The organism is Achromobacter spanius (assembly GCF_002812705.1).
Classification (GTDB): domain Bacteria; phylum Pseudomonadota; class Gammaproteobacteria; order Burkholderiales; family Burkholderiaceae_B; genus Achromobacter; species Achromobacter spanius.
Genome location: NZ_CP025030.1, coordinates 1,735,385 through 1,758,388 on the forward strand (window position 1 = coordinate 1,735,385; position 23,004 = coordinate 1,758,388).

At 65.2% G+C, this 23,004-nt stretch carries 24 protein-coding genes; 11 read left to right on the top strand and 13 right to left on the bottom strand.

The genetic code is table 11. From position 1 onward, the window contains the following. Nucleotides 1-6: 6 nt before the first annotated feature. Nucleotides 7-948 (top strand): methionyl-tRNA formyltransferase, encoded by a 942-nt coding sequence (gene fmt, locus CVS48_RS07890; protein ID WP_100853962.1) that lies wholly within the window; start codon nt 7-9, stop codon nt 946-948. Nucleotides 949-952: 4 nt separating this feature from the next. On the opposite strand, the gene CVS48_RS07895 is transcribed toward fmt, so the two are convergent. Genes CVS48_RS07895 through CVS48_RS07915 form a run of 5 tightly spaced genes read right to left on the bottom strand, consistent with a single transcriptional unit; the run spans nt 953 to nt 4,004 of the window. Beyond that, a complete protein-coding gene (locus tag CVS48_RS07895) occupies nt 953-1,474 on the bottom strand; it encodes a class IV adenylate cyclase (protein ID WP_100853963.1) in 522 nt (173 codons plus the stop codon). 24 nt (nt 1,475-1,498) lie between these two features. Beyond that, a complete protein-coding gene (locus tag CVS48_RS07900; protein ID WP_100853964.1) occupies nt 1,499-2,125 on the bottom strand; it encodes a pyridoxamine 5'-phosphate oxidase family protein in 627 nt (208 codons plus the stop codon). Between the two features lie 21 nt (nt 2,126-2,146). Beyond that, on the bottom strand, nt 2,147-2,773 hold the full coding sequence (locus CVS48_RS07905) for an HAD hydrolase-like protein (protein ID WP_100853965.1): 627 nt from the start codon (nt 2,771-2,773) through the stop codon (nt 2,147-2,149). A 32-nt stretch (nt 2,774-2,805) separates the two neighbouring features. Continuing rightward, nucleotides 2,806-3,390, bottom strand: a complete 585-nt coding sequence (locus CVS48_RS07910) for a hypothetical protein (RefSeq protein ID WP_419191449.1) — start codon at nt 3,388-3,390, stop codon at nt 2,806-2,808. Between the two features lie 26 nt (nt 3,391-3,416). Beyond that, complete coding sequence (locus tag CVS48_RS07915; RefSeq protein ID WP_050448759.1) at nt 3,417-4,004, bottom strand: LOG family protein; 588 nt, start codon at nt 4,002-4,004, stop codon at nt 3,417-3,419. 231 nt (nt 4,005-4,235) lie between these two features. Between CVS48_RS07915 and CVS48_RS07920 the strand changes: the two genes are divergently transcribed. After that, the gene (locus CVS48_RS07920; protein ID WP_100853967.1) at nt 4,236-4,787 is read left to right on the top strand and encodes a ferritin-like domain-containing protein; all 552 of its coding nucleotides are present in this window, start codon (nt 4,236-4,238) and stop codon (nt 4,785-4,787) included. 103 nt (nt 4,788-4,890) lie between these two features. Here CVS48_RS07920 and rimO read toward each other — a convergent pair whose 3' ends face one another. Next, nucleotides 4,891-6,207: a 30S ribosomal protein S12 methylthiotransferase RimO gene (rimO, locus tag CVS48_RS07925; RefSeq protein ID WP_100853968.1), complete on the bottom strand. Its 1,317-nt coding sequence runs from the start codon at nt 6,205-6,207 to the stop codon at nt 4,891-4,893. A 131-nt stretch (nt 6,208-6,338) separates the two neighbouring features. After that, entirely contained in the window at nt 6,339-6,971 is a 633-nt protein-coding gene (locus CVS48_RS07930) for a LysE family translocator (RefSeq protein WP_100853969.1), read from the bottom strand. 92 nt (nt 6,972-7,063) lie between these two features. Between CVS48_RS07930 and rsmB the strand changes: the two genes are divergently transcribed. The 7 genes from rsmB to CVS48_RS07965 all read left to right on the top strand — a co-directional run bounded on the left by rsmB (nt 7,064) and on the right by CVS48_RS07965 (nt 16,519). Then, on the top strand, nt 7,064-8,401 hold the full coding sequence (gene rsmB / locus CVS48_RS07935; protein ID WP_100853970.1) for a 16S rRNA (cytosine(967)-C(5))-methyltransferase RsmB: 1,338 nt from the start codon (nt 7,064-7,066) through the stop codon (nt 8,399-8,401). 39 nt (nt 8,402-8,440) lie between these two features. Continuing rightward, entirely contained in the window at nt 8,441-9,031 is a 591-nt protein-coding gene (locus tag CVS48_RS07940; protein ID WP_100853971.1) for a DUF4390 domain-containing protein, read from the top strand. Then, nucleotides 9,028-11,343 (top strand): sensor histidine kinase, encoded by a 2,316-nt coding sequence (locus CVS48_RS07945; protein WP_100853972.1) that lies wholly within the window; start codon nt 9,028-9,030, stop codon nt 11,341-11,343. Before CVS48_RS07940 ends, CVS48_RS07945 begins: the two co-directional genes overlap by 4 nt. An 11-nt stretch (nt 11,344-11,354) precedes the next feature. Further along, nucleotides 11,355-12,047, top strand: coding sequence for a response regulator (locus CVS48_RS07950; protein WP_100853973.1), 693 nt, complete (start codon nt 11,355-11,357; stop codon nt 12,045-12,047). After that, nucleotides 12,044-13,423 carry a Trk system potassium transporter TrkA gene (gene trkA / locus CVS48_RS07955; RefSeq protein ID WP_100853974.1) on the top strand — a complete coding sequence of 460 codons (1,380 nt, stop codon included), beginning with the start codon at nt 12,044-12,046 and terminating at the stop codon, nt 13,421-13,423. The genes CVS48_RS07950 and trkA overlap by 4 nt, the downstream gene beginning before the upstream one ends. Before the next feature lie 52 nt (nt 13,424-13,475). Continuing rightward, nucleotides 13,476-14,945, top strand: a complete 1,470-nt coding sequence (locus tag CVS48_RS07960) for a TrkH family potassium uptake protein (RefSeq protein ID WP_100853975.1) — start codon at nt 13,476-13,478, stop codon at nt 14,943-14,945. A gap of 332 nt (nt 14,946-15,277) precedes the next feature. Continuing rightward, entirely contained in the window at nt 15,278-16,519 is a 1,242-nt protein-coding gene (locus CVS48_RS07965) for a YbdK family carboxylate-amine ligase (RefSeq protein ID WP_100853976.1), read from the top strand. 37 nt (nt 16,520-16,556) lie between these two features. Here CVS48_RS07965 and CVS48_RS07970 read toward each other — a convergent pair whose 3' ends face one another. Continuing rightward, nucleotides 16,557-17,492, bottom strand: a complete 936-nt coding sequence (locus tag CVS48_RS07970) for a methyltransferase domain-containing protein (protein WP_100853977.1) — start codon at nt 17,490-17,492, stop codon at nt 16,557-16,559. Between the two features lie 594 nt (nt 17,493-18,086). Between CVS48_RS07970 and CVS48_RS07980 the strand changes: the two genes are divergently transcribed. Further along, complete coding sequence (locus CVS48_RS07980) at nt 18,087-18,554, top strand: ComF family protein (RefSeq protein WP_242001344.1); 468 nt, start codon at nt 18,087-18,089, stop codon at nt 18,552-18,554. Between the two features lie 145 nt (nt 18,555-18,699). After that, complete coding sequence (locus CVS48_RS07985; protein WP_100853978.1) at nt 18,700-19,170, top strand: tRNA (cytidine(34)-2'-O)-methyltransferase; 471 nt, start codon at nt 18,700-18,702, stop codon at nt 19,168-19,170. Between the two features lie 201 nt (nt 19,171-19,371). Here CVS48_RS07985 and CVS48_RS07990 read toward each other — a convergent pair whose 3' ends face one another. The 5 genes from CVS48_RS07990 to CVS48_RS08010 are packed head-to-tail and all read right to left on the bottom strand — an operon-like array spanning nt 19,372 to nt 22,877. After that, nucleotides 19,372-20,364: a Bug family tripartite tricarboxylate transporter substrate binding protein gene (locus CVS48_RS07990; protein WP_100853979.1), complete on the bottom strand. Its 993-nt coding sequence runs from the start codon at nt 20,362-20,364 to the stop codon at nt 19,372-19,374. A gap of 49 nt (nt 20,365-20,413) precedes the next feature. Next, nucleotides 20,414-21,538, bottom strand: a complete 1,125-nt coding sequence (locus CVS48_RS07995; protein ID WP_242001343.1) for an NAD(P)H-dependent glycerol-3-phosphate dehydrogenase — start codon at nt 21,536-21,538, stop codon at nt 20,414-20,416. Between the two features lie 15 nt (nt 21,539-21,553). Continuing rightward, nucleotides 21,554-22,099, bottom strand: coding sequence for a protein-export chaperone SecB (gene secB, locus CVS48_RS08000; RefSeq protein WP_100853980.1), 546 nt, complete (start codon nt 22,097-22,099; stop codon nt 21,554-21,556). Between the two features lie 38 nt (nt 22,100-22,137). Then, nucleotides 22,138-22,395, bottom strand: coding sequence for a glutaredoxin 3 (gene grxC / locus CVS48_RS08005; RefSeq protein WP_100853981.1), 258 nt, complete (start codon nt 22,393-22,395; stop codon nt 22,138-22,140). A gap of 59 nt (nt 22,396-22,454) precedes the next feature. Then, complete coding sequence (locus tag CVS48_RS08010) at nt 22,455-22,877, bottom strand: rhodanese-like domain-containing protein (protein WP_167400963.1); 423 nt, start codon at nt 22,875-22,877, stop codon at nt 22,455-22,457. Nucleotides 22,878-23,004 lie beyond the last annotated feature (127 nt).

Below are 23,004 nucleotides of genomic sequence, written 5' to 3' on the forward strand. Positions count from 1 at the left end.
ATCCCCATGCGCCTAGTTTTTGCCGGCACGCCGGAATTCGCCCGTATCGCTTTCGACGCCTTGCGGGCCGCGGGTCACGAGATTGCCCTGGTGATGACCCAACCCGATCGTCCCGCCGGGCGTGGCCTGAAGCTGACGCCCAGCCCGGTCAAGCAGGCCGCGCTGGACGCCGGCATCCCCGTCGCCCAGCCGCGCAGCCTGCGCCTGGATGGCCGTTATCCCGACGAGGCCGCCGAGGCGCGCGCGCTGCTGGAGCAGGTGGCGCCCGACGTGATGGTGGTGGCCGCCTATGGCCTGATCCTGCCGCAATGGGTGCTGGACCTGCCGCGCCTGGGTTGCCTGAACATCCACGCCAGCCTGCTGCCGCGCTGGCGCGGCGCGGCGCCGATCCAGCGCGCCATTGAAGCAGGCGACACACAAACGGGCGTGACCATCATGCAGATGGATCAGGGCCTGGATACCGGCGACATGCTGCTTGAGCGCGTGGTGCCCATTTCCGCCGATACCAACGCCGCGCAATTGCACGACGCCTTAGCGCTGGCAGGGGGCGAAGCCATTGTGGATGCGCTGAACGCCTTGGCTCAAGACGGCCTGACCCCGCGCAAGCAACCCGAAGCCGGCGTGACCTACGCCGCCAAGCTGGACAAGGCCGAAGCCGCGCTGGACTGCACCCAGCCCGCCGAATTGCTGGCGCGCCGCGTGCGCGCCTTCAACCCCGTGCCCGGCGCCAGCATCCGCCTGGCCGGCCTGCCCGACCCGGTCAAGGTGTGGCGCGCGCAGGCGCTGGACATGGCCGTGACGGCTGAGCCCGGCAGCGTGTTGCGCGCTGACGCGAACGGTATCGACATCGCCACCGGCGCGGGCGTGCTGCGCTTGCTGGAATTGCAGAAGGCGGGCGGCAAGCGCCAGCCGGTGGATGTGTTCATGCGCGGCTGGCCACCGGCCTGAACCCTCAGGGCTGGCGGCTGCCGGCCAGCAAGTCCAGGTAGGCGCCCGCCACCAACTGGGTGGGCGCTACCCCCAGCCCCGCCATCAAGGTGCGGGCTTCTTCCATGCCGGCGTCGGTGCTTTCGCCGTCGCGCAGCACCACTTCCAGTTCCAGGAATTCCCCCAGGCCCTCGACCCGGTCCAGATGGATGCGGGTGCGTCCGGCCATGAATACCACACGGTGTTTTTTCACGCGGCCGATGGCGCCATAGGCCAGCGTCAGGGTCTCGCGCAGGGTGTCGGGTGATTCCGTGGGGGAGATTGAGTAGAAGCTCTCTTTGGGGCCGGTGTCGTCGGCGCGGCGGTAAAAGATCAGTTCGCCCGTGCCGTCGGCAAACGCGCGCAGCTTCAGGCGGCCATGGGTGCAGGTGAAGAAGGTGTCGTCTTGTTCCAGGGACGCGGGCTCTTGCCCTGATAGCGCGGCGGCCAGGGGTTCCAGCGCGGCGATGCTATCGACACGGGCCTTGATTTCGACGTTGCGTGCCATGTGTGCGGACCCCCAGGGCCGATATCAGTACAAGGTGCCCGCAACGCGCGCGGGCAGGTCGCGGTCGTAAGCCACGCCGTCGAAGGTGCCGGCCGTCAGGTCCGACAGGATGCGGCCGGTGCTGGGCAGCGCGCTGCGCGGCACTTGCGTGGCCGGGTCCCACAGGCGCGAACGCAGCAGGGCGCGCGAGCATTGGAAGTACACGGTCTGCACATCGATGATCAGCACCGAGCGCGGCAGCTTGCCGTCCATGGCAAAGCGTTCCAGCAGGGCGGGGTCGACGCTGATGCGCGCCGTGCCGTTCACCCGCAACGTTTCGCCCACGCCCGGCACCAGGAACAGCAGCGCCACGCGGGGATCGGCCAGCACGTTCAGCAGGCTGTCCATGCGGTTGTTGCCACGGCGGTCAGGCAGCAACAGCGTCTTTTCGTCTTCGACCACCACGAAGCCGGCGGGGTCGCCGCGCGGCGATGCATCCAGGCCATCCGGCCCGCAAGTGGCCAGCATCGCGAACGGCGCCGCTTCGATGAAGGCGCGGTAGTGCGGGTGCACATGGTCCACTTCCTTCTTCAACGAGGCCTCGCCGGGCTCCCCGTACAGCGCCTGCAGCGCATCAGGGTTGGTGACGAGATGAGCGGGGTCGGTGTGCATGGCGGGTTCCGGTGGGCGGGGTCAGGCCAGGATGGCGGGCAGGTCGGTAACGGCTGTAAAGAGTTCGTCGGGCTTGCGTTCGCGCAGGGCGTCCATGTGGTTATAGCCCCAGGCGACCGAGCCGACACGCACGCCTGCCTTGCGGGCGGCGTCGATGTCGCGCATTTCGTCGCCCACCAGCAGGAAGCGCTCGGGGGCCACTTCATGGCGCCGCATCAAGCGGTCGATCTTGGCGGCCTTGCCGAACAGGTCGGTGCCGCATTCATAGTCGTCAAACAGCGCGGCGGTGTCGGCGCCCAGCACGCGCTGCACGTTTTCAATGGAGTTCGAACTGATTACCGCCAGGCGCATCCCGCTCGCTTTCAACTGCGCGAGCATGTCAGGGATGCCGTCGAACAGGTGCACGCTGGGGTCGATGTCCTGCATCAGCGTGCGCACGTGCGTCATGATTGCCGGCAGCTTCCACAGCGGAATTCCCAGGTACTTCAGGATTTCAGAGGCTTCGCGATGACGCAGGTTTTCGCGTTCGGACAAGTCGATCTTGCGAAAGCCGTATTTGTCGGCCACCGTGTTCAGAATGGAATTGAACCAAGGCATGGTGTCCGCCAAGGTTCCGTCGAAGTCGAATGCAGCGATGTCGTATTTCAAGTAATCAATCCGTTTGCCGGCTTGCGGCGGCGCTACAAGCCGTTGGGGTGAAGCAAATAGTGCACCACCGGCGCCAGGGCTTCAAGCGGCGGCGCGCTGGCCACGACACGGGCGGCGTTGGTCCAGGGGTAATCCAGGCCCAGCAGCCAGCCGAACACGGCGGGCATGTCGGCCGCCGGCAGCGTGACCATGGTTTCGATGGTGATGGTGAGGTCGGTCGCGCGATAGGGTTCCGGCTGGAACTTCCAGTCGTACCGGCCACAGCCCACGCGCACATTGCCCGTGGCCTTTTCGGTCATGCCGACGATCCAGTCGCACTGGTAGTCGGGCAGTCGCGCGTCGGCCGCGGGGCGCGACAGGTAGAACGTGTAGACGTTTTCGTAGGTTTGCCCGAACTTGCGGACCAGCGTGTCGGCAATTGCCGCCAAGCCGTGGGATTCGGGCGGAAACGCAATGGCCTGCGTGCGCAGGGCCATTTTCAGCACGGCGTCGGCGGCGAATGCGCGCGCCATGTGGTGGGGGCGGTTTTCGTCCTTGGCGTGGAAATACGCGCGCAACACGGACTCGGTGCTGGAGGGGGACAACGAATCGGAGGACATTGCTAGGGCTTCCGTCATGGTCTCAAGTGTGTGGGTGTGGGACATCAGGCCGTGATGGGATCGAACCACTTCGAGACGTTGGGCGGCTCGTAGATGGCGTAGCGATCCAGCAGCAGGGCGGGGTCTTCTTCCACGACCAGCATGTCGCGATGCTGGGGGCGGATGAAGGCTTCTTCGACGGCGTGGTCCACGAACTGCACCAGCGCATCGTAATACCCCGCGATATTCAACAGGCCGCAGGGCTTCTGGTGCATGTTCAATTGCGCCCAGGTCCAGACTTCAAAAAACTCTTCAAGCGTGCCGGCGCCGCCAGGCAGGGCGATGAAGCCGTCTGACTTCTCGATCATCATCGCCTTGCGCTCGTGCATGTTCTGCACCAGGTGCAGTTCGGTCAGGCCGCGATGCGCCTGTTCCTTTTTCTGCAGCAGTTCGGGGATTACGCCAATGACGCGGCCACCGGCGGCGAGCACCTCGTTGGCCACCACGCCCATGATGCCGACGACAGACCCGCCGTACACCAGCCCCAGGTCGCGCTTGACCAATTCGCGGGCCAGCACGCGGGCCTGCTCGATGTAGTCCGGGCGGGTGCCGGGATTCGAGCCGCAATATACGCAGATGTTCTTCAGGTTCATAACAGGTTCGAGATGGCCGGGCCCGTTACAGATTGCGTCACGGGCGTTCCGGGAAGTCGATAGTTTACGAGAAGGTCAGCGGGCGCGTTTGGGGGGCTCCAGCCAGTGCAAATTGGTGGCAGGAGCAATGTTTGGACACAGCAAGTTCCGCTGTGATCGGTAGACTGAGTTGTTCGGTACGACTGGAAATCCAGCGTCGTAGGGCTTTCACTAACTAGAGGAGCGAACGATATGGAACAAGCAACCCGAACCCCCCAGAAGGCCAGCCGCCCATTCGACATGGACGTGAAGGCGATCCGCGCCAAGGCACGCCAAGACATCGAGTCCGGCGCCGTCACGGACACCTATCGCGCCGACCGCGAAACCGTGCTGAAACTGCTGAACGAAGCGTTGGCCACGGAAATCGTCTGTGTGCTGCGCTACAAGCGCCACTACTTCATGGCCCGTGGCTTGAACGCCGAACCGGTGGCCGCGGAATTCGCCGAACACGCCACGCAGGAACAGGACCACGCCGACCGTCTGGCCGAGCGCATCGTGCAGCTGGGTGGCGAGCCGAACCTGTCGCCCAAGGGCATCCTGGAGCGCAGCCATTCGGAATATGTCGAAGGCAAAAGCCTGCAAGACATGATCAAGGAAAACCTGATCGCCGAACGTATCGCCATCGACAGCTATCGTCAGATGATTGAATACATCGGTGATCAGGATTCCACCACGCGCCGGATGCTGGAAGAGATCCTGGCGGTGGAAGAGGAACACGCCGACGATCTGGCGGATTTCCTGTAAAGCAACAGCCGCATTGCGCGGCGATGGCGCCCGCCTGACGGGCGCGGTCAAAACAAGAGGGGCGCGCCGCCAAGGCTGGCGGCGCGCCCCTGCCTTATCAGATTCAGATCGCCTCGCCCCAGAGGTCGTATTCGTCTGATTCGGTGACGCGCACGCGCACCAGGTCGCCCGCTTTCAGCGTTTTTTCCGAACTGACGTACACACAGCCGTCGATCTCAGGCGCGTCGGCGCTGCTGCGGCCAATGGCGCCGTCTTCGTCCACTTCATCGATCAGCACGTCGATCTCGCGGCCCACCTTGCGGGCCAGGCGCGCGGTCGAAATGCCCTGCTGCAATTCCATGAAGCGTTCCCAACGGTCTTGCTTGACCTCGTCGGGCACGGGGTTGTCCAGCAGGTTCGCGGGCGCGCCTTCCACCGGCGAATACTGGAAACAGCCCACGCGATCCAACTGCGCTTCCTGCATCCAGTCCAACAGGTACTGGAAGTCTTCCTCGGTCTCGCCGGGAAAGCCCACGATGAAGGTGGAGCGGATGGTCAGGTCGGGGCAGATCTCGCGCCAACGCTTGATGCGCGCCAGCGTCTTGTCTTCGAACGCCGGGCGCTTCATGGCTTTCAGGATGCGCGGGCTGGCGTGCTGGAACGGAATGTCCAGGTACGGCAGGATCTTGCCCTCGGCCATCAGCGGAATCACTTCGTCCACGTGCGGGTACGGGTACACATAGTGCAGGCGCGTCCAGACGCCCATTTCGGACAAGGCCAGACAGAGCTCCGTCATGCGCGTCTTGACCGGGCGACCGTTCCAGAAGCCGCTGCGGTACTTCACATCCACGCCATACGCACTGGTGTCCTGCGAGATCACCAGCAGTTCTTTCACGCCGGCCTTGACGAGGCGTTCGGCTTCACTCAGCACATCGCCGACCGGGCGGCTGACCAGGTCGCCGCGCATCGACGGAATGATGCAGAAGCTGCAACGGTGATTACAGCCTTCCGAGATCTTCAGATAGGCGTAGTGGCGCGGCGTCAGCTTGATGCCTTGCGGCGGCACCAGATCCAGATAGGGGTTGTGGTCCTTCTTGGGCGGCGCGGCGTCATGCACAGCGCGCACCACCTCTTCATACTGCTGGGGACCGGTCACCGCGAGCACGCTGGGGTGCACCTTGCGAATCACCGATTCCTCAACGCCCATACAGCCGGTGACGATGACCTTGCCGTTCTCGGCCAACGCCTCGCCAATGGCTTCAAGCGATTCGGCCTTGGCGCTGTCGATGAATCCACAGGTGTTGACGACGACGACGTCCGCATCGTTGTACTCGGGCGTGACTTCGTACCCTTCGGTGCGCAGTTGGGTCAGGATGCGTTCGGAGTCGACCAGGGCTTTAGGGCAGCCCAGGCTGACGAAGCCGACTTTGGGGGAAGACATGGAATACCTCGGTGGGCGCGAGCCGGCGCCAATGATCAAAATCTGCGCAATTTTAGCGCGGCAGAGCGGGGGCCGTTATTTTAGGGGCAAACGGGCTGCGCCGGCGTTCCGTTCCCATTTCTCCGATCTATTTACCCCACCCCTCGCCGATACAACGCCAACATCCCCGCCAGCCCCATCATCACTCCCCCACAAACCCGATTCAGCCACCTCAACCCCGACCCCCTAAACACCCGCACCAGCTGCGCGCCCAATGCCGCATAAACCAGCATCGTCAGCACATTAATCGTCCCTAGCACTCCCGCCACGATGGCGTACTGCATCAACAGCGGCGCTTGCGGATCGATAAACTGCGGCAAGAACGCCGACATGAATAACAGCGCCTTGGGATTCGTCAGCGCCACCAGAAAGCTGCGCACGCCCAGCGCCAGGCCAACCGGGCGGTCGTCAACCGCAGTGGCGCTTGGCAAGACCAGCGCCGAATCCGACCGCAGCATCTTCCAGCCCAGATACGCCAGATACGCCGCGCCGACCCATTTAATGATCTGAAAGGCGACTTCAGAGGCGGCCAGCACCACGCCCAGGCCGGACGCGACCGATCCGACCAGGATCAAATCCGCCAGCACCGCGCCCGCCATGCCCCAGCCGGCGGCGCGCACGCCGTGGCGCGAGCCGTTGCTCATGGCAAGCAGGGTGGTGGGGCCGGGCGTCATGATGGCGACGGCCGAGGCCAGGATGAACAGCAGCAGCGTGGTGGTGGACATAAAGCGCTCCTAGGCAGCGGCCAGTTTGACGCTGCCAGCGCCAATCGTCCAGGTCCGGCTACCATATCGGTCTTATCCTCAGAATTCCCACCATGTCCACGCGTTCCGACTCCCCCCATCTTGCTCCCCCGCTTTCCTCCGTTCTTCTTTCCAGCGCGGGGGTGGTCGAGGGCGTGCTGGACGGCCGTTCCCTGACGGACGCGTTGACCGACGTCAGTGTTGCCCTGCGTCCGGCCACCCAGGCGGTGTCGTTTCATGCGATGCGCTACCTGGGTTGGGCCGATGCCGTGGGCCGGGAATTGGTGCAGCGCTATCCCAGCGTGTTGTTCGAATCGCTGCTGCTGGTGTCTTTGACGCTGCTGAAAGAAGAGGGCGAAGCCGCCGCGCAGTTGCCGGGCATGCCGGTCTACGCGGCCCACACGGTGGTGGATCAGGCTGTGACGGCCGCCTCCAACACCCGCAGCCTGGCGTCGTTCAAGGGCATGCTGAATGCCTGCCTGCGCCGTTTTCTGCGCGAACGCGCGGCGCTGGAAGCCGCGGTGGCCGACAGCCCCGAGGCGCAATGGAACCACCCCGGCTGGTGGGTCAAGCAATTGGGTATCGCCTACCCGCAAGACTGGCAGCGGATTCTGGAATCGGCCAATGTGCCGGCACCCCTGACTTTGCGCGTCAACCGCCGCCGCGCCAGCCGCGAACAGGTATTGGCCGCCTTCGAAGCCGCAGGCCTGGAAGCGCAGCCGGTTGGCCAGGCCGGCGTGGTGCTCGGTAGCCCCAAGCCCGTGACGCAGTTGCCCGGCTTTGCCGAAGGTTGGTGGTCGGTGCAGGACGCGGGCGCGCAGTTGGCGGCTGAGCTGCTGGCGCCCACCGACGGCATGCGGGTGCTGGACGCCTGCTCGGCGCCTGGCGGCAAGACGGCGCATCTGCTGGAACTGGCCGATATCGACCTGGTGGCGCTGGACGCCGACGGCGAACGGCTGGAACGGGTAGAGCAAAACCTGGACCGCCTGGGCCTGGCAAGCAAGCGCGTGCACCTGGAAGCGGCCGATGCCGCCGACCCGGACGCCTGGTGGGACGGCAAGCCCTTTGACGCGGTGCTGGCGGACGTGCCCTGCACGGCCTCGGGCATCGTGCGCCGCCACCCTGACATCCGTTGGCTGCGGCGGGAAAACGATGTGCGCCGCACGGCCACGTTGCAGGCCCGGATTCTGGACTCCCTGTGGAAAACCGTCGCGCCCGGTGGCCGTCTGCTGTATGTGACGTGCTCGGTCTTCCCGATTGAAGGGGCGCGCCAGGCGCTTGAGTTTTTGCAGCGCCATCCCGAGGCCCAACGGTTGGACGCGCCCGGGCAGTTGCTGCCAGTTGCGCTCAATGCAACACCCGTCGAGCAACATGACGGCTTTTTCTATGCCTTGTTTGCCAAGCAGTCCTGAATCACCAAGAATAGGGGCATAACGGTGTTGCGGTGTCGTATGTCCATTATTTCGCGTTTATTTCTAGGGTTGTTGCTGGTATCTACCTTGCTTTCCACGGTGCCGGGCGGCGAGGTGCATGCCGCCGAACCGCAGGTGACGCGGGTTGAGCCGGCGGTGCGCAATGGCAAGCTTGAATTCGATGCGGATATCGAATTTGAACTGAATCAGCAGTTGCGGGATGCGGCCCAACGCGGCATCCCCTTGTATTTCACGGCCGACCTTACCGTGACGCGTGAACGCTGGTGGTGGTTCGACGAGTCGCTGGTGGACACCTCGCGCACCTGGCGCGTCATCTATAACGCGCTGACGCGGCAATGGCGCGCGGGCGTGGGCGAACTGTCCTTTCCGGTGGCGTCGCTGGACGATGCAATGAGCGTCATCCGGCATATACGCAATTGGTCGGTGGCGGACGCCGACGACTTTGATGCCGACGTGCTCTACGGCGGACAGCTTCGGCTGCGGCTGGATACCTCGCTGCTGCCCCGTCCGTTTCAGGTCAACGCTTTGAATAGCAGTTCGTGGGCGCAGAGCACGCCCTGGATGGACTTCTCGTTCACGCTGAGCGACAAGGAGAAAGATCCCTCATGAGGCTGTTGCTCCGGCTGGCCCTGATGGTAGGTGCCGTAAGCGGCCTGGCGTTGCTGGGTTTGCTGGCATGGTCCACGGGCAACGCCTCGCGCTTTGCGCGCTATTACGACACGCTGCTGGTGTTGAACGGCATCTTTGCCCTGGCGCTGTTTGTCTGGGTGGTGGCGCTGACGGTGCGGCTGGCGCGCCAGATCCGGCGCCGGCAGTTCGGCGCGCGGCTGACCGCGCGCTTTTCCCTGGCGTTCGCGCTGATCGGCGTGGTGCCTGGCGCCCTGATCTACACCGTGTCGGTGCAGTTCATGTCGCGGTCCATTGAATCGTGGTTCAACGTGCGGGTGGATACGGCGCTGGAAGCCGGCCTCAACCTGGGCCGCGCGGCGCTGGACTCGCTGCTGGCTGACCTGGATGCGCGTGCGCGCTCCATGGCCGTCGAACTGAACCGCAATACGGACAGCGGCGTGACGCTGGCGCTGACCCGGCTGCGCGAGGCCAACGGTGTGCAAGAGGCCATGGTGTTCACGGGCAGCGGCCGCATGGTGGCGTTTTCCACCAGCCAGTACGGCCAGTTGCTGCCCGCCATGCCCCCGTCCACCGTCATGAACCAGCTTCGGCTGGCGCGCGGCTATTCCGCCGCCGAAGCGGACGACCCCGTCACGGCGGGCGCCGAAGGCGGACTGCACTTGCGTGTGGTGATTCCGCTGACCGGGCCAGAACGTTACGACAACCTGCTGGGCTCCGCGTCCGAGCCGCGCTGGCTTCAATTGCTGCAGCCGGTGCCGGAGCAGATCGCGCACAACGCCAATCTGGTGCAGCAGGGGTTTCGGGATTATCAAGAATTGGCGCTGTCGCGGCTGGGGCTGCGCAAGCTTTACGGCATCACCCTGACCTTGGCCCTGCTCTTGGCCGCGTTCGGCGCCATCGCCGTGGCGTTGTCGCTGTCCAAGCGCCTGGTGCGACCCTTGCTCAGCCTGGCGGGCGGCACGCAGGCGGTGGGCGTGGGCGATTACCGGCCGCTGCCCGAGCCCCCGGAGCGCGACGAAGTGGGCCAGTTGACGCGCTCGTTCAATGCCATGACGCGCCAACTTGATGAAGCGCGCCGCATGGTCGAGAGCAATCGCCAGCAGTTGGAGCGGTCCAACGTCTATCTGGAAAGCGTGCTGTCGAACCTGTCCTCCGGGGTGCTGGTGTTTGACGAGTCGTTCCGAGTCACCACCGTCAACCAGGGCGCCCAGACCATTCTGGGGGCGGACCTGCGTTCGGTGATCGGCCGCCCGCTGGAAACGGTGGACGGCATGCTTGAATTTGCGAACATTGTTCGACAGGCGTTTTCCACGCATGCGGCGGTGGGATCGGAACGCCAGCATTGGCAGCAGCAGTTCGAGATCAAGCCGGGCCAGGGCGAAGCGGCCACCGCGCCGCAACCGCTGACTTTGCTGGCGCGCGGCACCCATCTGCGCGTGGACGGGCGCGGCAACGGCTATCTGGTGGTGTTCGACGACATTACCGAAGTGATTTCCGCCAACCGCACCGTGGCCTGGGGCGAAGTGGCGCGGCGCCTGGCGCATGAAATCAAGAACCCGCTCACGCCCATCCAGTTGTCGGCCGAACGGCTGGCCATGAAGCTGGAAGGCAAGCTGCAACCGGCGGAAGCGCAGATCGTCCAGCGGTCCACCAATACCATCGTCAACCAGGTGGCTTCGCTGAAGCAGATGGTGGACGATTTCCGTGAATACGCCCGCACGCCGCCGGCTGTGATGCAGCGCATCGACTTCAACGCGCTGGTGGCCGACGTGCTGTCGCTGTATGGCTGGGAGCCCGATGGCGGGGCATCCCGCATCACCGGCAAGGCCATGAACCTGGATGTGACGCTGGCGCCGGGCCTGCCCGACATCGAGGGCGACCCGACCCAGCTGCGGCAGGTCATCCACAACCTGCTGTCGAACGCGCGCGACGCGATCGGCGAACTGGGCGGTGAGGGGCGGGTCAGCGTGACGACGCAGTTGATGCGCAGCGAGCAGCCCGACCGGGCCGACCAGCAAGCCTTGAGATTTACCGTGGCAGACACCGGGCCGGGCTTTCCGGCGCAGGTGATGCAGCGCGCGTTCGAGCCCTACGTAACCACAAAGTCCCACGGGACTGGGTTAGGATTGGCAATCGTACGCAAGATTGTGGAAGAGCACGGTGGACGTATCGACCTTGCGAACCGCAAGGAAGGGGGGGCGCGGATTTCCATCTTGCTGACCCGGTTGGCGACCGGGGCAGATACTATGGACGCGACCGCGCAAGAAAAGGATAATGCGGCTACGCAATAGGTGGATGCTTTATGGCCAGAATTCTGGTGGTTGACGACGAAGTCGGTATACGCGAGCTTTTGTCAGAGATCCTTTACGACGAAGGGCACACGGTCGAACTGGCCGAGAACGCGGCGCAAGCGCGCGCGGCACGCCTTCGCATGCGTCCTGATCTGGTGTTGCTGGATATCTGGATGCCCGACACGGACGGCGTAAGTTTGCTGAAAGAGTGGGGCTCGCAAGGCCTGCTCGACATGCCGGTGATCATGATGAGCGGCCACGCCACCATCGACACCGCGGTCGAAGCCACGCGCATCGGCGCCATGGATTTCCTGGAAAAGCCCATCACGCTGCAACGGTTGCTCAAGACCGTGGCGGCGGGCCTGGCGCGCGGGCGTGCACCGCAACCAGCGCCTGTCGCGGCGCATTCGGCGGCCGCCAACACGGCCGTGGCGCTTGAAGACGAGCTGGATCCTCCCATTTTGACGGCGGCGCCCGCCAATGAAGTGCCGCTGGCGTCCAACGGCCAACTGGGCACCATTTCGCTGGACCAGCCCTTGCGCGAAGCGCGCGACGAGTTCGAACGCATCTATTTCGAATACCACCTGGTACGCGAAAGCCACAGCATGACGCGCGTGTCCGAGCGCACCGGCCTGGAACGCACCCACCTGTATCGCAAGCTCAAGCAATTGGGCATTGAGTCGGCGCGCAAGCGCAGCACATGAAAATCCTGATCATGGGCGCTGGTCGCGTAGGCACCAGCGTGGCCGAAAACCTGGTGTCCGAAGAAAACGACATCACCGTGGTGGATACGGACCCCACGCAGCTCCGATACCTGCAAGAACACTTCGACCTGCGTGTCGTCCATGGAGACGGCTCGCAGGTGTCGGTGCTGGAAGCCGCCGGCGCGGCCGATACCGACCTGTTCATCGCCTGTGCGGCCTCTGACGCCGCCAACATGGTGGCGTGCAAGATCGCCCGCCAACTGTTCAACATCCCCCGTCGCATTGCCCGAATCCGCTCGGCCGAATTCCCGGAACACCCGGAACTCATGAGCGAAGAGGGCTTTTGCATCGACGCGCTGATCAGCCCCGAACGCAGCGTCACCACCTATCTGCATAGCCTGATTGAATTTCCCGAAGCGCTACAGGTCGTGGAATTCGCCGAAGGGCGGGTCTGTGTCGTGACCGTGCGCGTGGGACACGGCAGCCCGATGGCGCATTCATCCGTCGACAAGCTGCGTGACGTCTGGCCGGACGTGAAGGCGCGCGTCATTGACGTGCTGCGCGGCGGGCGCCCGCTACGGGCCGGCAGCGGCACGGTCATTGCCCCGGGCGACGAGGTCGTCCTGGTGGTGGATTCGCGCGACGCGCGCCGCGCCGTGCGCCAATTGCGCGATGCCGAGCGCGCCGTGCGCCGCGTGATGATCGCGGGCGGCGGCAATATCGGCCTGCGCCTGGCGCGCCAGTTGGCCGAAGAAAAATACAGCGTCCGCATCATCGAACGCGACCTGAAGCGCTGCGAATACCTGGCGACGCAACTGCCCGACAGCGTGCTGGTGCTACACGGCAGCGGCACGGACGAAGCCTTGCTGGAACGCGAGAACATCGAAGACATGGATACCTGGCTTGCCCTGACCAGCGACGACGAGGACAACATCATGTCTTCGCTGCTGGCCAAGCGGCTGGGCGCCCGCAAGGTGATCGCGCTGATCAACCGCCAGGCCTATGGCGAACTGATGCAGGGCAGCCATATCGACATCGCCGTGTCGCCTTCGCAGGCAACGATGAGCGAATTGCTCCGCCACGTGCGGCGCGGTGACGTGGCCGCCGTGCACCGCTTGCGCCAAGGCGTGGCCGAGGCGCTGGAAGCCATCGCCCACGGCGACCGCTCCACGTCCAAGGTGGTCGGCCGGCCAGTGGGCCAGATCAGCCTGCCCAAGGGGGCCAGCATTGGCGCACTGGTGCGCGGCGACGAAATCATCCTGCCGGATGCCGACACCATTATTGAAACGAACGATCACGTGATCGTCTTCGTGCCCTCGCGCCGGCAGATGCCGCGCGTGGAAAAGCTGTTCCAAGTTTCGGCGTCCTTCTTCTGATGCGCACCTTGCCCATGCTCCGCCGCGGGCCGAGCGCCGCCGGATAAGTTCCATGAAGCGCATTCTCGGAACCCTCTATATCCTTGGGCTGACCATGGTGATGTTTGCGCTCACCATGCTGATCCCGCTGGTGATCGCCTACCTGGGCGGCGATGCGGCGCGCGACGCTTTCCTGCACGGCTTCCTGCTTTCGTTGGGCATCGGGGGCGGTCTGGCCGCCCTGACGCGGCGCAGCCGCTGCGAGCTTCGCGCGCGTGACGGCTTCGTGCTGGTGTCCGCGGTGTGGGCCGGCCTGCCGTTGCTAGCGTCGATCCCGCTGCTGCTCTACTTTCACCGGGCCGGCTTGCCGCTGTCTTTCACCAGCGCCTATTTCGAGGCCATGTCTGGGTTGACCACGACGGGCGCCACGGTGCTGACCAACCTGGACGCCTTGCCGGCATCCATCAACCTGTGGCGCGCCACGCTGGTCTGGATTGGCGGCATGGGCATCCTGGTGCTGGCGGTGGCGATCTTGCCGCTGCTGGGGGTGGGCGGCCACCAGGTGGTGCGGGCCGAAACGCCCGGCCCCATGAAGGATGAACGCCTGACGCCCCGCATCGCCAGTACCGCCAAGGCGCTGTATGCGGTGTACTTCGTGTTTTCGATCCTGTGCTTCCTGGCCTACCGCGCGGTGGGCCTGTCCTGGTTTGAAGCCTGGTGCCACATGGCCACCACCATGGGGCTGGGCGGCTTTTCGACCTGGGACGACGGTTTTGCCCACTTTGATTCGGTGGCCGTGGAAATGGTCGCCATGGTGTTCATGGTGATCGCGGGCATCAACTTCGCCACCCATTTCATCGCGTTCCGCCAGCGCAGCTTGCGCGCCTATGCGCAGTGCCCGCAAGCCATTCCCTACCTGGTTGTCATGCTGGGTGCAGGCGTCGTCATTTCGGTGTTCCTGTACATCAAGGGCGTCTACGACGAGCCTTTGGAAGCGCTGCGCTTTGGCATGTTCAACACCATTTCCATGGCTACCACCACCGGCTACGCGAATACCGACTTCGCCCAGTGGCCCCTGTTTGCGCCGCTGACCATGCTGCTGCTGTCGGGCTTCGCCACGTCGGCCGGGTCCACGGGGGGCGGTATCAAGATGATTCGGGCGATCTTGCTGGTCAAGCAGGCCCGCAATGAACTGGTGACGATGCTGCACCCGCATGCCATCAGCCCGGTGCGCATCAACGACCGGGCGGTGGAAGGGCGCACCATGTCGTCCGTGCTGGCCTTCATGCTGATCTACGGGCTGTCCATCGCCGTGTTCACCAGCCTGCTGCTGTTGTCCGGGCTGGACCCCATCACGGCGTTCTCGGCCATATTTGCCACCATCAACAACACCGGCCCCGGGCTGGGGCCCGTTGGGCCCATGGGCAGCTTCGCGGTGCTGTCCGATTTCCAGATCTGGGTCTGCACCTTCGCCATGCTGATCGGCCGCCTGGAATTGCTGACCGTGCTGGTGCTGTTCACCCCCATGTTCTGGCGCAAATAAGGGGGCGCTGACCCCCAAAGCCTCTCCGGAATAACCCGATAAAGGGTTATCCCACCCCTCTCCGAAAACCGCTTGTCTGCTGCGATTCCGGGCGCCATCGCTTGGCAACCCGCGTCGTTCCTGACTTGTAAGCGCTTGCTCACTTATCTTCAGAGGGCAAAACCGTGTGCTACGCGATGTTGCACACAAATGTCACGATTTTCAATCGTATTGCCACAAACCTGCGGCTATCATGCATTCCACAAGCCGCCGTCTAGTGCCCCCCGGGAAGTTACCGGGCTTCAAGGTCGAACGGCGCGTCCCCTCATATCAAACATTCAAAGGAGTCCGGAATGGAACCGATCCCGTTCATTTCGTCGGCCCCCAACACCCTGGGCATCGAACTAGAGTTGCAACTGATCGACCCCCGCAGTTTTGACCTTACCGCCGCCTCTGACGAATTGCTGGCCCAAATGGCCAACCACCCCATTGCCGACCGCGTCAAACCCGAGATCACGCGGTCCATGATCGAACTGAATTCCTCGGTGCACGAGCACCCCATGGGCCTGTTGGCCGAAATGCGCGAGATGCGCGATGCCTTGGTCGAAGCGGCCGACGCGGTTGGCGTGTCGGTGGCCGGCGGCGGCGCCCACCCCTTCATGCGTTGGCAGGAACGGTCCATTTCGGACACTCCGCGCTTCCAGTACCTGGCCGAAATGTATGGTTACCTGGCGCGTCAATTTACGGTCTTCGGTCAGCACATCCATCTGGGCGTGAAAAGTGGCGATGACTCCATCAAGCTGTTGCGCCGCCTGTCGCCCTACGTGCCCCACTTCATCGCGCTGTCTGCCTCGTCGCCGTACTGCGAGGGCGTGGACACCCTGTTCTCGTGCTCGCGCCTGAACGCCGTCAATAGCTTCCCCCTGGCCGGTCATATGCCGCCCGACGTGAAGGACTGGTATCAGTTCGAGGCCCATCTGTCGCAACTGCGCGCCTACGGCCTGGCCGAAAGCATCAAGGACCTGTATTGGGATATCCGCCCCAAGCCGGAATTCGGCACGGTCGAGATCCGGGTCTGCGACACGCCCTTGACCGTGGAACGCGCCTGCCAGATCGCCGCGTTCGCCCAGGCTCTGGCCGTGCTGCTGATGCGCGAGGACGACCCCAGCGACAACGCCTGGCTGTCCTACCGCAGCAACCACTTCCAGGCCTGCCGTTTTGGCTTGCAGGGCAGTTACGTGACGCCGGACGGCCAGCGGCTGCGCCTGATGGACCACCTGCGCACGCTGTTCCAGCGCCTGATGCCGGTGGCCGAAGAGCTGGGCACGGGCGACATGATCGCCACGCTGCGCGACGAGGCCATGCGCAGCGGCAACGATTCGCGCTGGCTGCGCAGCCAGTTCCATCGCCTGCGCGACCTGCCGTTGATGGTTGACGCCATGACGCACGCCTGGCGTGGCGAAACGGTGGCCGCCCCGCCAGCTGAGCCCACCGCCGTGCTGCGCCGGCGCATCCGGGCAAATTCCGAACCGATGCAGCCCTTGTCGGCGTCGGAACCCGGTGTCAGCGTGCCGTTGCCGGAACGCTTGCACTAAGTAGCAGTCGTAGTTAGCAGTAGTGGTGGCCCCTGTTTCAGGGGTTACCGCGATGCCGGCCGCCGATGGCGCTGACGGACAGGCGGGTCTCGCCCGCCACCGTGCGATGCGCCGCGGCGCGCCAGGCATGGCCGTACGCCACTTCAATGCTTAACGCGATCAGGCCGTCGGGCCGGCGCTGTGCTTCCAGCGCGGCGCACAGACGGTTGCGCCAGTCTCGTCCGACCAGCCCGCCGCGCCGGCCTTCGGCGGGGTTGCCGCCCAGTGCGCGCACGTCGGCCAGCAGCTTTTCCGGGCTGCGGTAGGTCAGCGTCAGAATTTCCTGGTCCATGACAGGGTCAGCGAAGCCGTTTTCCACCAGCAAGTCGCCAAAGTCATGCATGTCCACGAAGGACGGCGTGGCGGTGGCCAGGCCCGCATCGGTCAGCGCTTGCCGCAATTCGCGCAGGGTGGCCGGCCCCAGACAGGAAAACATCGCCAGCCCGCCCACCTTCAGGATGCGGCGCCATTCCGCCAGCACAGCATGCGGGGCGCGGTGCCAATGCATCGCCAGGTTGGACCACACCAGCTCCAATGATTCGGGGGCCAGCCCGGTTTCCGCCAGGTCGGCGTTGACGAAGCTGGGTGCGGCGGGCCCGCGCCGGGCCAGCTTGCCGATCCAGGCGCCCAAGCCCGCGGGGGCATGACGCTTTCTAGCCAGTTCCAGCAGCGGCTCGCAGTTGTCCAGGCCGGTGTAGCCCGCGTCGGGATAGCGCTCGCGCAGCAGGGGCAGGTTGTCTCCCGCGCCGCAGCCCGCGTCCAGCATGGCTTGCGGCTGCACGCGGATGTATTGCAAGCGGCCCAGCATGCGGCGCGCCACTTCGCCATAAAGGAACTGGGCGTCGGACAAGTCGCCACGGCGGGCGAACTGCCGGGGAACGTCGGCGCTGACGATGGGAAGGGTGGGTAGCGGTGCGGATTCTGGCAGGGACATTTCGGTCGCGCCCGCGTCTTGGCCGCGGGGCGGAACATGGTTTCATGAGGAATGGCATCCATTATTGCGCATCCCGGCCGACGAATTCGATTGCCCCTACAGGCCATGGGGCGGCGGCTTTGGTCCCGCGTGGGCTGCGATTGTCCACTGTGCGGGGCGCGAGTGGCGGGCGCGCGCCTGTGCGGCGGCTGCGCGGAGGACATCACCGCCGCGCCTCTGGGCGGGCGCCCGAGATGCCCGCGCTGCGCGTTGAGGTTGCCGGTTATTGCTTCGGCGGTGGCCTCGGCGTTGATCACGGACGTGGCTTCGGGCACAGCCTCAGCCCCAGATCCAGATCCAGCCCCAGATCCAGATCCAGCCCCAGATCCAGATCCAGCCCCAGATCCAGCCCGGGACTCAGCCCGGGACTCAGCCCGGGACTCAGCCCGGGACTCAGCCCCAGCCGCAGCATCGGTCCCAGATTCAGATCCAACTTCAGCCTCAGCCCCGGCGCTGGTACTCGCACCGGCCCCAGCCCCACTTCCGGCGCCAATTTGCCCCGCCTGCCTCGGCGCGCCGAGGGCCTATGGGCGGACGATCGCGGCCTTTGACTACGTGCCGCCCGCTGACGCGCTGATCCGGATGCTGAAGACGCAACTGCGCCTGAGCATGGCGCCGGTGCTGGCCTGTCTGCTGGCCGACGCCATCCGGCACGAACCAAATCTGCTTCCCGACGGCGTCTTGCTGGCACCCATACCCGCCAGCCGCGCGTCGCTGCGCGCACGCGGCATGAATCCGGCGGCAGAAATCGCCCGCAGCCTGGCGGCCGAACTGAACCTGCCGCTGGTCCGGCAAGCGCTGCGGCGGCGCCGGGAAACGCCCAGGCAGACGACGTTGGGCCGCCACGCACGGCGCCAGGTCGCGGCCGGCCTGTTCAACGCCTCTTCAGTAGTACGAGGCCGCCACGTGGCGGTGGTGGACGACGTCATGACCACCGGCAGCACCGTGCAAGCCGCCGCGGTCGCGCTGTTGGCGGCGGGGGCGGCCGGGGTGACGGTGCTGGTGGTTGCCCGCACGCCGTGATGGCGCAGGCGCCGGCCTCGTCACCGAGCGGGGCGAAGCTCCGAGCCGTCAGCCCGCCTCCCACACAAATCGGCGACAATCCCGCCACGTCGCCACGCTGGCGCCGCAAGCCGTCCTTGTCTCCCGTCCTGCTTCCCAATTCGCCATGTTCCACGTCATCCTCGTCTGCCCCGAGATTCCCCCCAACACCGGCAACGCCATCCGGCTGTGCGCCAACACGGGCGCCCAGTTGCATCTGGTGCGTCCGTTGGGTTTCGAATTGGATGACGCCCGCATGCGGCGCGCCGGGCTGGACTATCACGAGTGGCAGCCCGTGCGGGTGCATGACACCCTGCAGGAAGCGCTGGATGACACGGGGGCCGACGCCTCAAGCATTTACGCGCTGACCACGCACGCGCAGCGCAGCGTGGCCGACATCGCCTTCAAGCCCGGCGACGTCTTCGTTTTCGGCCGCGAAACGGCCGGCTTATCCGACGAGCATCAAGCGATGTTCCCGCCCCAGCAGCGCCTGCGCCTGCCGATGCGCGCCGGCCAACGCAGCCTGAACCTGTCCAACGCCGTCGCCGTCACCGTCTTCGAAGCCTGGCGCCAACAAGGCTTCGAAGGCGGATCGTGAATGGGCGCCGCGCGCCACGGCCCGCCCAAGAACGCCACCTTCCGTTGATCGTAGGATGGGTGTAGCGCGCCACAGCCTGCCCAAGAACGCAGCCTTCCAACGCGCAAACCCATCAAACAGCGGCGAAACCAAACCGCTCTCTCCACAAAGCAGCGGCGAATAAAAGCCATCGCCCCCGCCGCTCCTAACCGCGCAAACCCATCAATCCAGCGACAGCTTCAAGCGCTCAATCACCTGATCCCACCGCGCTTTTTCATTCTTGATCCGCTCCACCAACGCCTCGGGCGTCGACGCCGCCGGGGTGAAATACTGCAACGCCAACTGCTTGCGCACGGCCTCGCTATTGATCACACGCGCCAACTCGCTATTCAACCGCTCGATCACCGGCGTCGGCGTCCCCGCCGGCACCAGCACCGCATTCCACGAAATCGCCTCAAAGTCGGGATAGCCCTGGGACGCCATCGTCGGCACGCCGGGCAAGGCCTCGCTCGGTTGCAGGCTGGTCACCGCCAACAGCTTCACCTTGCCGTCGCGCGCCTGCGGCACGGCAATGGCGGGCACCATAAACCCAGCCTGCACGTCGCCGCCGATGATGGCCGTAATCACCTGCGGGAAGCCTGAATACGGGATGTGCGCCAGGTCCACGCCCGCGCTTTCCTTGAACATCTCCATCGCCAGATGCGCCGAGCTGCCCGGCCCCACCGATCCGTAGTTCAACGAATTGCCGCGTTCCTTGACCAGCTTGACGAAGTCCTGGACGTTATCGACCTTCAGGCTGCCGGGCACGACCAGCACGTTCGGGCTGGTGCCCACCAGGGTGACCGGCGCCAGATCCTTCAGCGGGTCGTAGCCCAGCGTTTTCTTGTACAGCGTGGGCGCGGTCACCAGCGGGCCGTTGATCGTGTAAAGCAACGTGTACCCGTCCGGCTTGGCCTGCGACACCACGCGCGTGCCGATGTTGCCGCCCGCGCCGGGCTTGTTGTCGATGACGATGGGCTGGCCCAGCGCCTGCGACAGCGGCTCGGAGATCGTGCGCGCCAGGATGTCCGGCGACGAGCCGGGCGGAAACGGCACGACCATATGGATGGGGCGGTCGGGCCAATCGGCATGGGCGGCGGCCGGCAGCACGGCGGCCAGGCTCAGGCACAGGCCGCGCAGAAGCGGGCCGACCCGGAATTTGCGGGTTTGCGTCATGACGGATGTCTCCTCGGGATGGGGCGTGTGTGTTGTTGTTAGAGAGGGGTCAAAGATGGCCGCCCAGCGTATCGTCCAGCGCGCCGTTGGCGCTGCTGGTGGCACTGAGGTTGGCATTGACGTCGGCACTTTCATCGCGCGGGTCGCGCGCCAGCAGCGCCGACACCGCGGTCATGGGCGCAACGCCGTCGAACAGCACGGCGCAGACGGCTTCGGTAATGGGCAGTTCGACATTGATGGCGCGGGCGCGGTCGCGCGCCGCACGGGCGCAGCGCACGCCTTCGGCGGTAATGCCGCTGGCCAGGATGTCGGCCAGCTTGCGGCCGGCGCCGATCTCCAGGCCCACGCGACGGTTGCGCGAGAGCTCGCCCGTGGCGGTCAGGACCAGATCGCCCAGGCCGGTCAGCCCGGCGAAGGTCTCGCCGCGCGCGCCCAGCGCCACGCCGAAGCGGGTCATTTCGGCCAGGCCGCGGGTGATCAGTGCCGCGCGGGCATTGGTGCCCAGCGCCAGCCCGTCACCGATGCCGCAGGCGACCGCGATGACGTTTTTCAAGGCGCCGCCGACCTCCACGCCAACCAGGTCGGAACTGGCGTAGACGCGCAGCGCCGCCCCGTGGAAAGCAGAGGTGGTGGCATCGCGCAGCCCGGTGTCGGTGCTGGCCACGGTCAGCGCCACGGGCAGGCCTTGGGCGACTTCGCGCGCGAAGGACGGGCCGGACAAGGCGCCGCCGACCGCGCCGGGCAGGGCCTCTTGCACGATCTCGTGGGGCAGCCTGGCCGTGTCGGCCTCAAAGCCCTTGCACGTCCAGACGATGGGGGTGTCTTGCAGGCCCAGGACGGGCAGGCGGCGGGCCAGTTCGCCGCAGATCGCGGCCAGCCCGGCCACGGGCACGCCCAGCACGATCAGACGACGCGCGTTCGCACCGTCGGCCTCGTCCCGCAGGCTGCGCAGCGTGGCGTCCAGGTCGGACGAAAAATTCAGGGAAGCGGGCAGGGAAATGCCCGGCAGGTAGCGCGCGTTTTCGTGCGAGGCGGCCATGCTGGCGGCCTGCGCGGCGTCGCGCGCCCAGAGCAGGGTGGGGTGGCGGCGGCTGGAGGCCGCCGCCAACGCGGTGCCCCAACTTCCCGCACCCAGGACGGCAACGCGCAAGCGCGGCTGAGCGGGATGGTTCATCGGGGCGCGGCGTGCTTACTGACGGGTGGCGCTGGCGGGCAGGATGATGCCCGAATCGCTGCCGTTGGTATTGCCGTTGCCGTTGGCGGCGCCTTGCTGCTGTTGCAACTCGGCCAGGCGCTGTTCGTACAGGGCTTGGAAGTTGACTTCGGTCAGGTGCAGCGGCGGCATCGAAGTGCGGGTGATCGCATCGGCCACGTTGGCGCGCAGGTACGGGTACAGCATCGTCGGGCAAACAATGCCCAGCAGCGGATCCAGCTGCTCTTCGGGGATGTTGGCCGCTTCGAAGATGCCGGCTTGCGTGCCTTCGACCAGGTACACAACCTTGTCGTTGATGCGGGTGGTGACGGTGACGGTGACCGTGGTTTCGAACACGGTTTCGGCCAGACGCTGGCCGCCCACGGTGATGCTCACTTCAACCTGGGGCGCTTCTTGCTCCAGGAAGACGTGGGGCGCGTTCGGCATTTCCAGCGAAAGGTCTTTCAGGTAGACGCGTTGCAGATTGAACGAGGGCGCGTCGTTGCCGCCTTCTTGCTGGGTGTTTTGGTCTTGATCAGCCATGAGTATTTCCGTTGGTGGGGGGGCAAAAGTAGAGGCGATTAGCCGTTGAGCAAGGGGGCAAGGCCACCCGAGCGGTCCAGGGCCATCAAGTCGTCGCAACCGCCGACATGTTTATCGCCGATGAAGATTTGAGGCACGGTGCGTCGGCCGGTACGTTCGATCATGACATCGCGTTGTGACGGGTCGCGGTCGATCTGGATGATTTCCAGGTCGGTCACGCCACGCTGCTCAAGCAGGGCCTTCGCGCGCGAGCAATAGGGACAGTAGTCCTTGCTGTACATGACGACTTTATTCATAGGCGCTCCTTGCGAGTTCAAGATTGGAGAGATCGGGGCAGCCCCGGGGGCGGCCCGGGTCAGCCCTTTTGGGTGACCGGCAGGCTGGCGGCCGACCAGGCGCGCATGCCGCCTTCCAGCGGCACCGCGTCGGCGAAGCCTTGCGCACGCAGCTTTGCGGCGGCGCGGGCCGAGTCGCGGCCATTGTCGCAAACCACAACCAGCGGCTTGTTCTTCGGCAGCGACGCGGCCTTTTGTTCGATGTCGGCCGCCGGCACATTTCGTGCCTGGGCAATGTGGCCGGCCTGGAATTGTTCGGCGGGGCGCACGTCGATCCACACGGCGTTGCGCTGGTTCACCATCTGGATGGCCTCGCCGGTGCTGACGGCAGAGCCCTTGCGGCCCTTGCGCAGGGCGGGAATGGCCAGCATCACGCCAGAGATCACGGTGACGGCGACGATGAAGATGTTGTTTTTATCGAGCAAGAATTGCAAAAGATCCACGGGTCATCCTGAAGGGCGGCAGCGAGCCGGATATGGGCGAACCCTTGGCCAACCCGTGGGCATCGCGCCAGGGAATTGGACGAGTGCGCCGGGGCAAAATCAAGGGCAAAATCACTCAATTATAAAA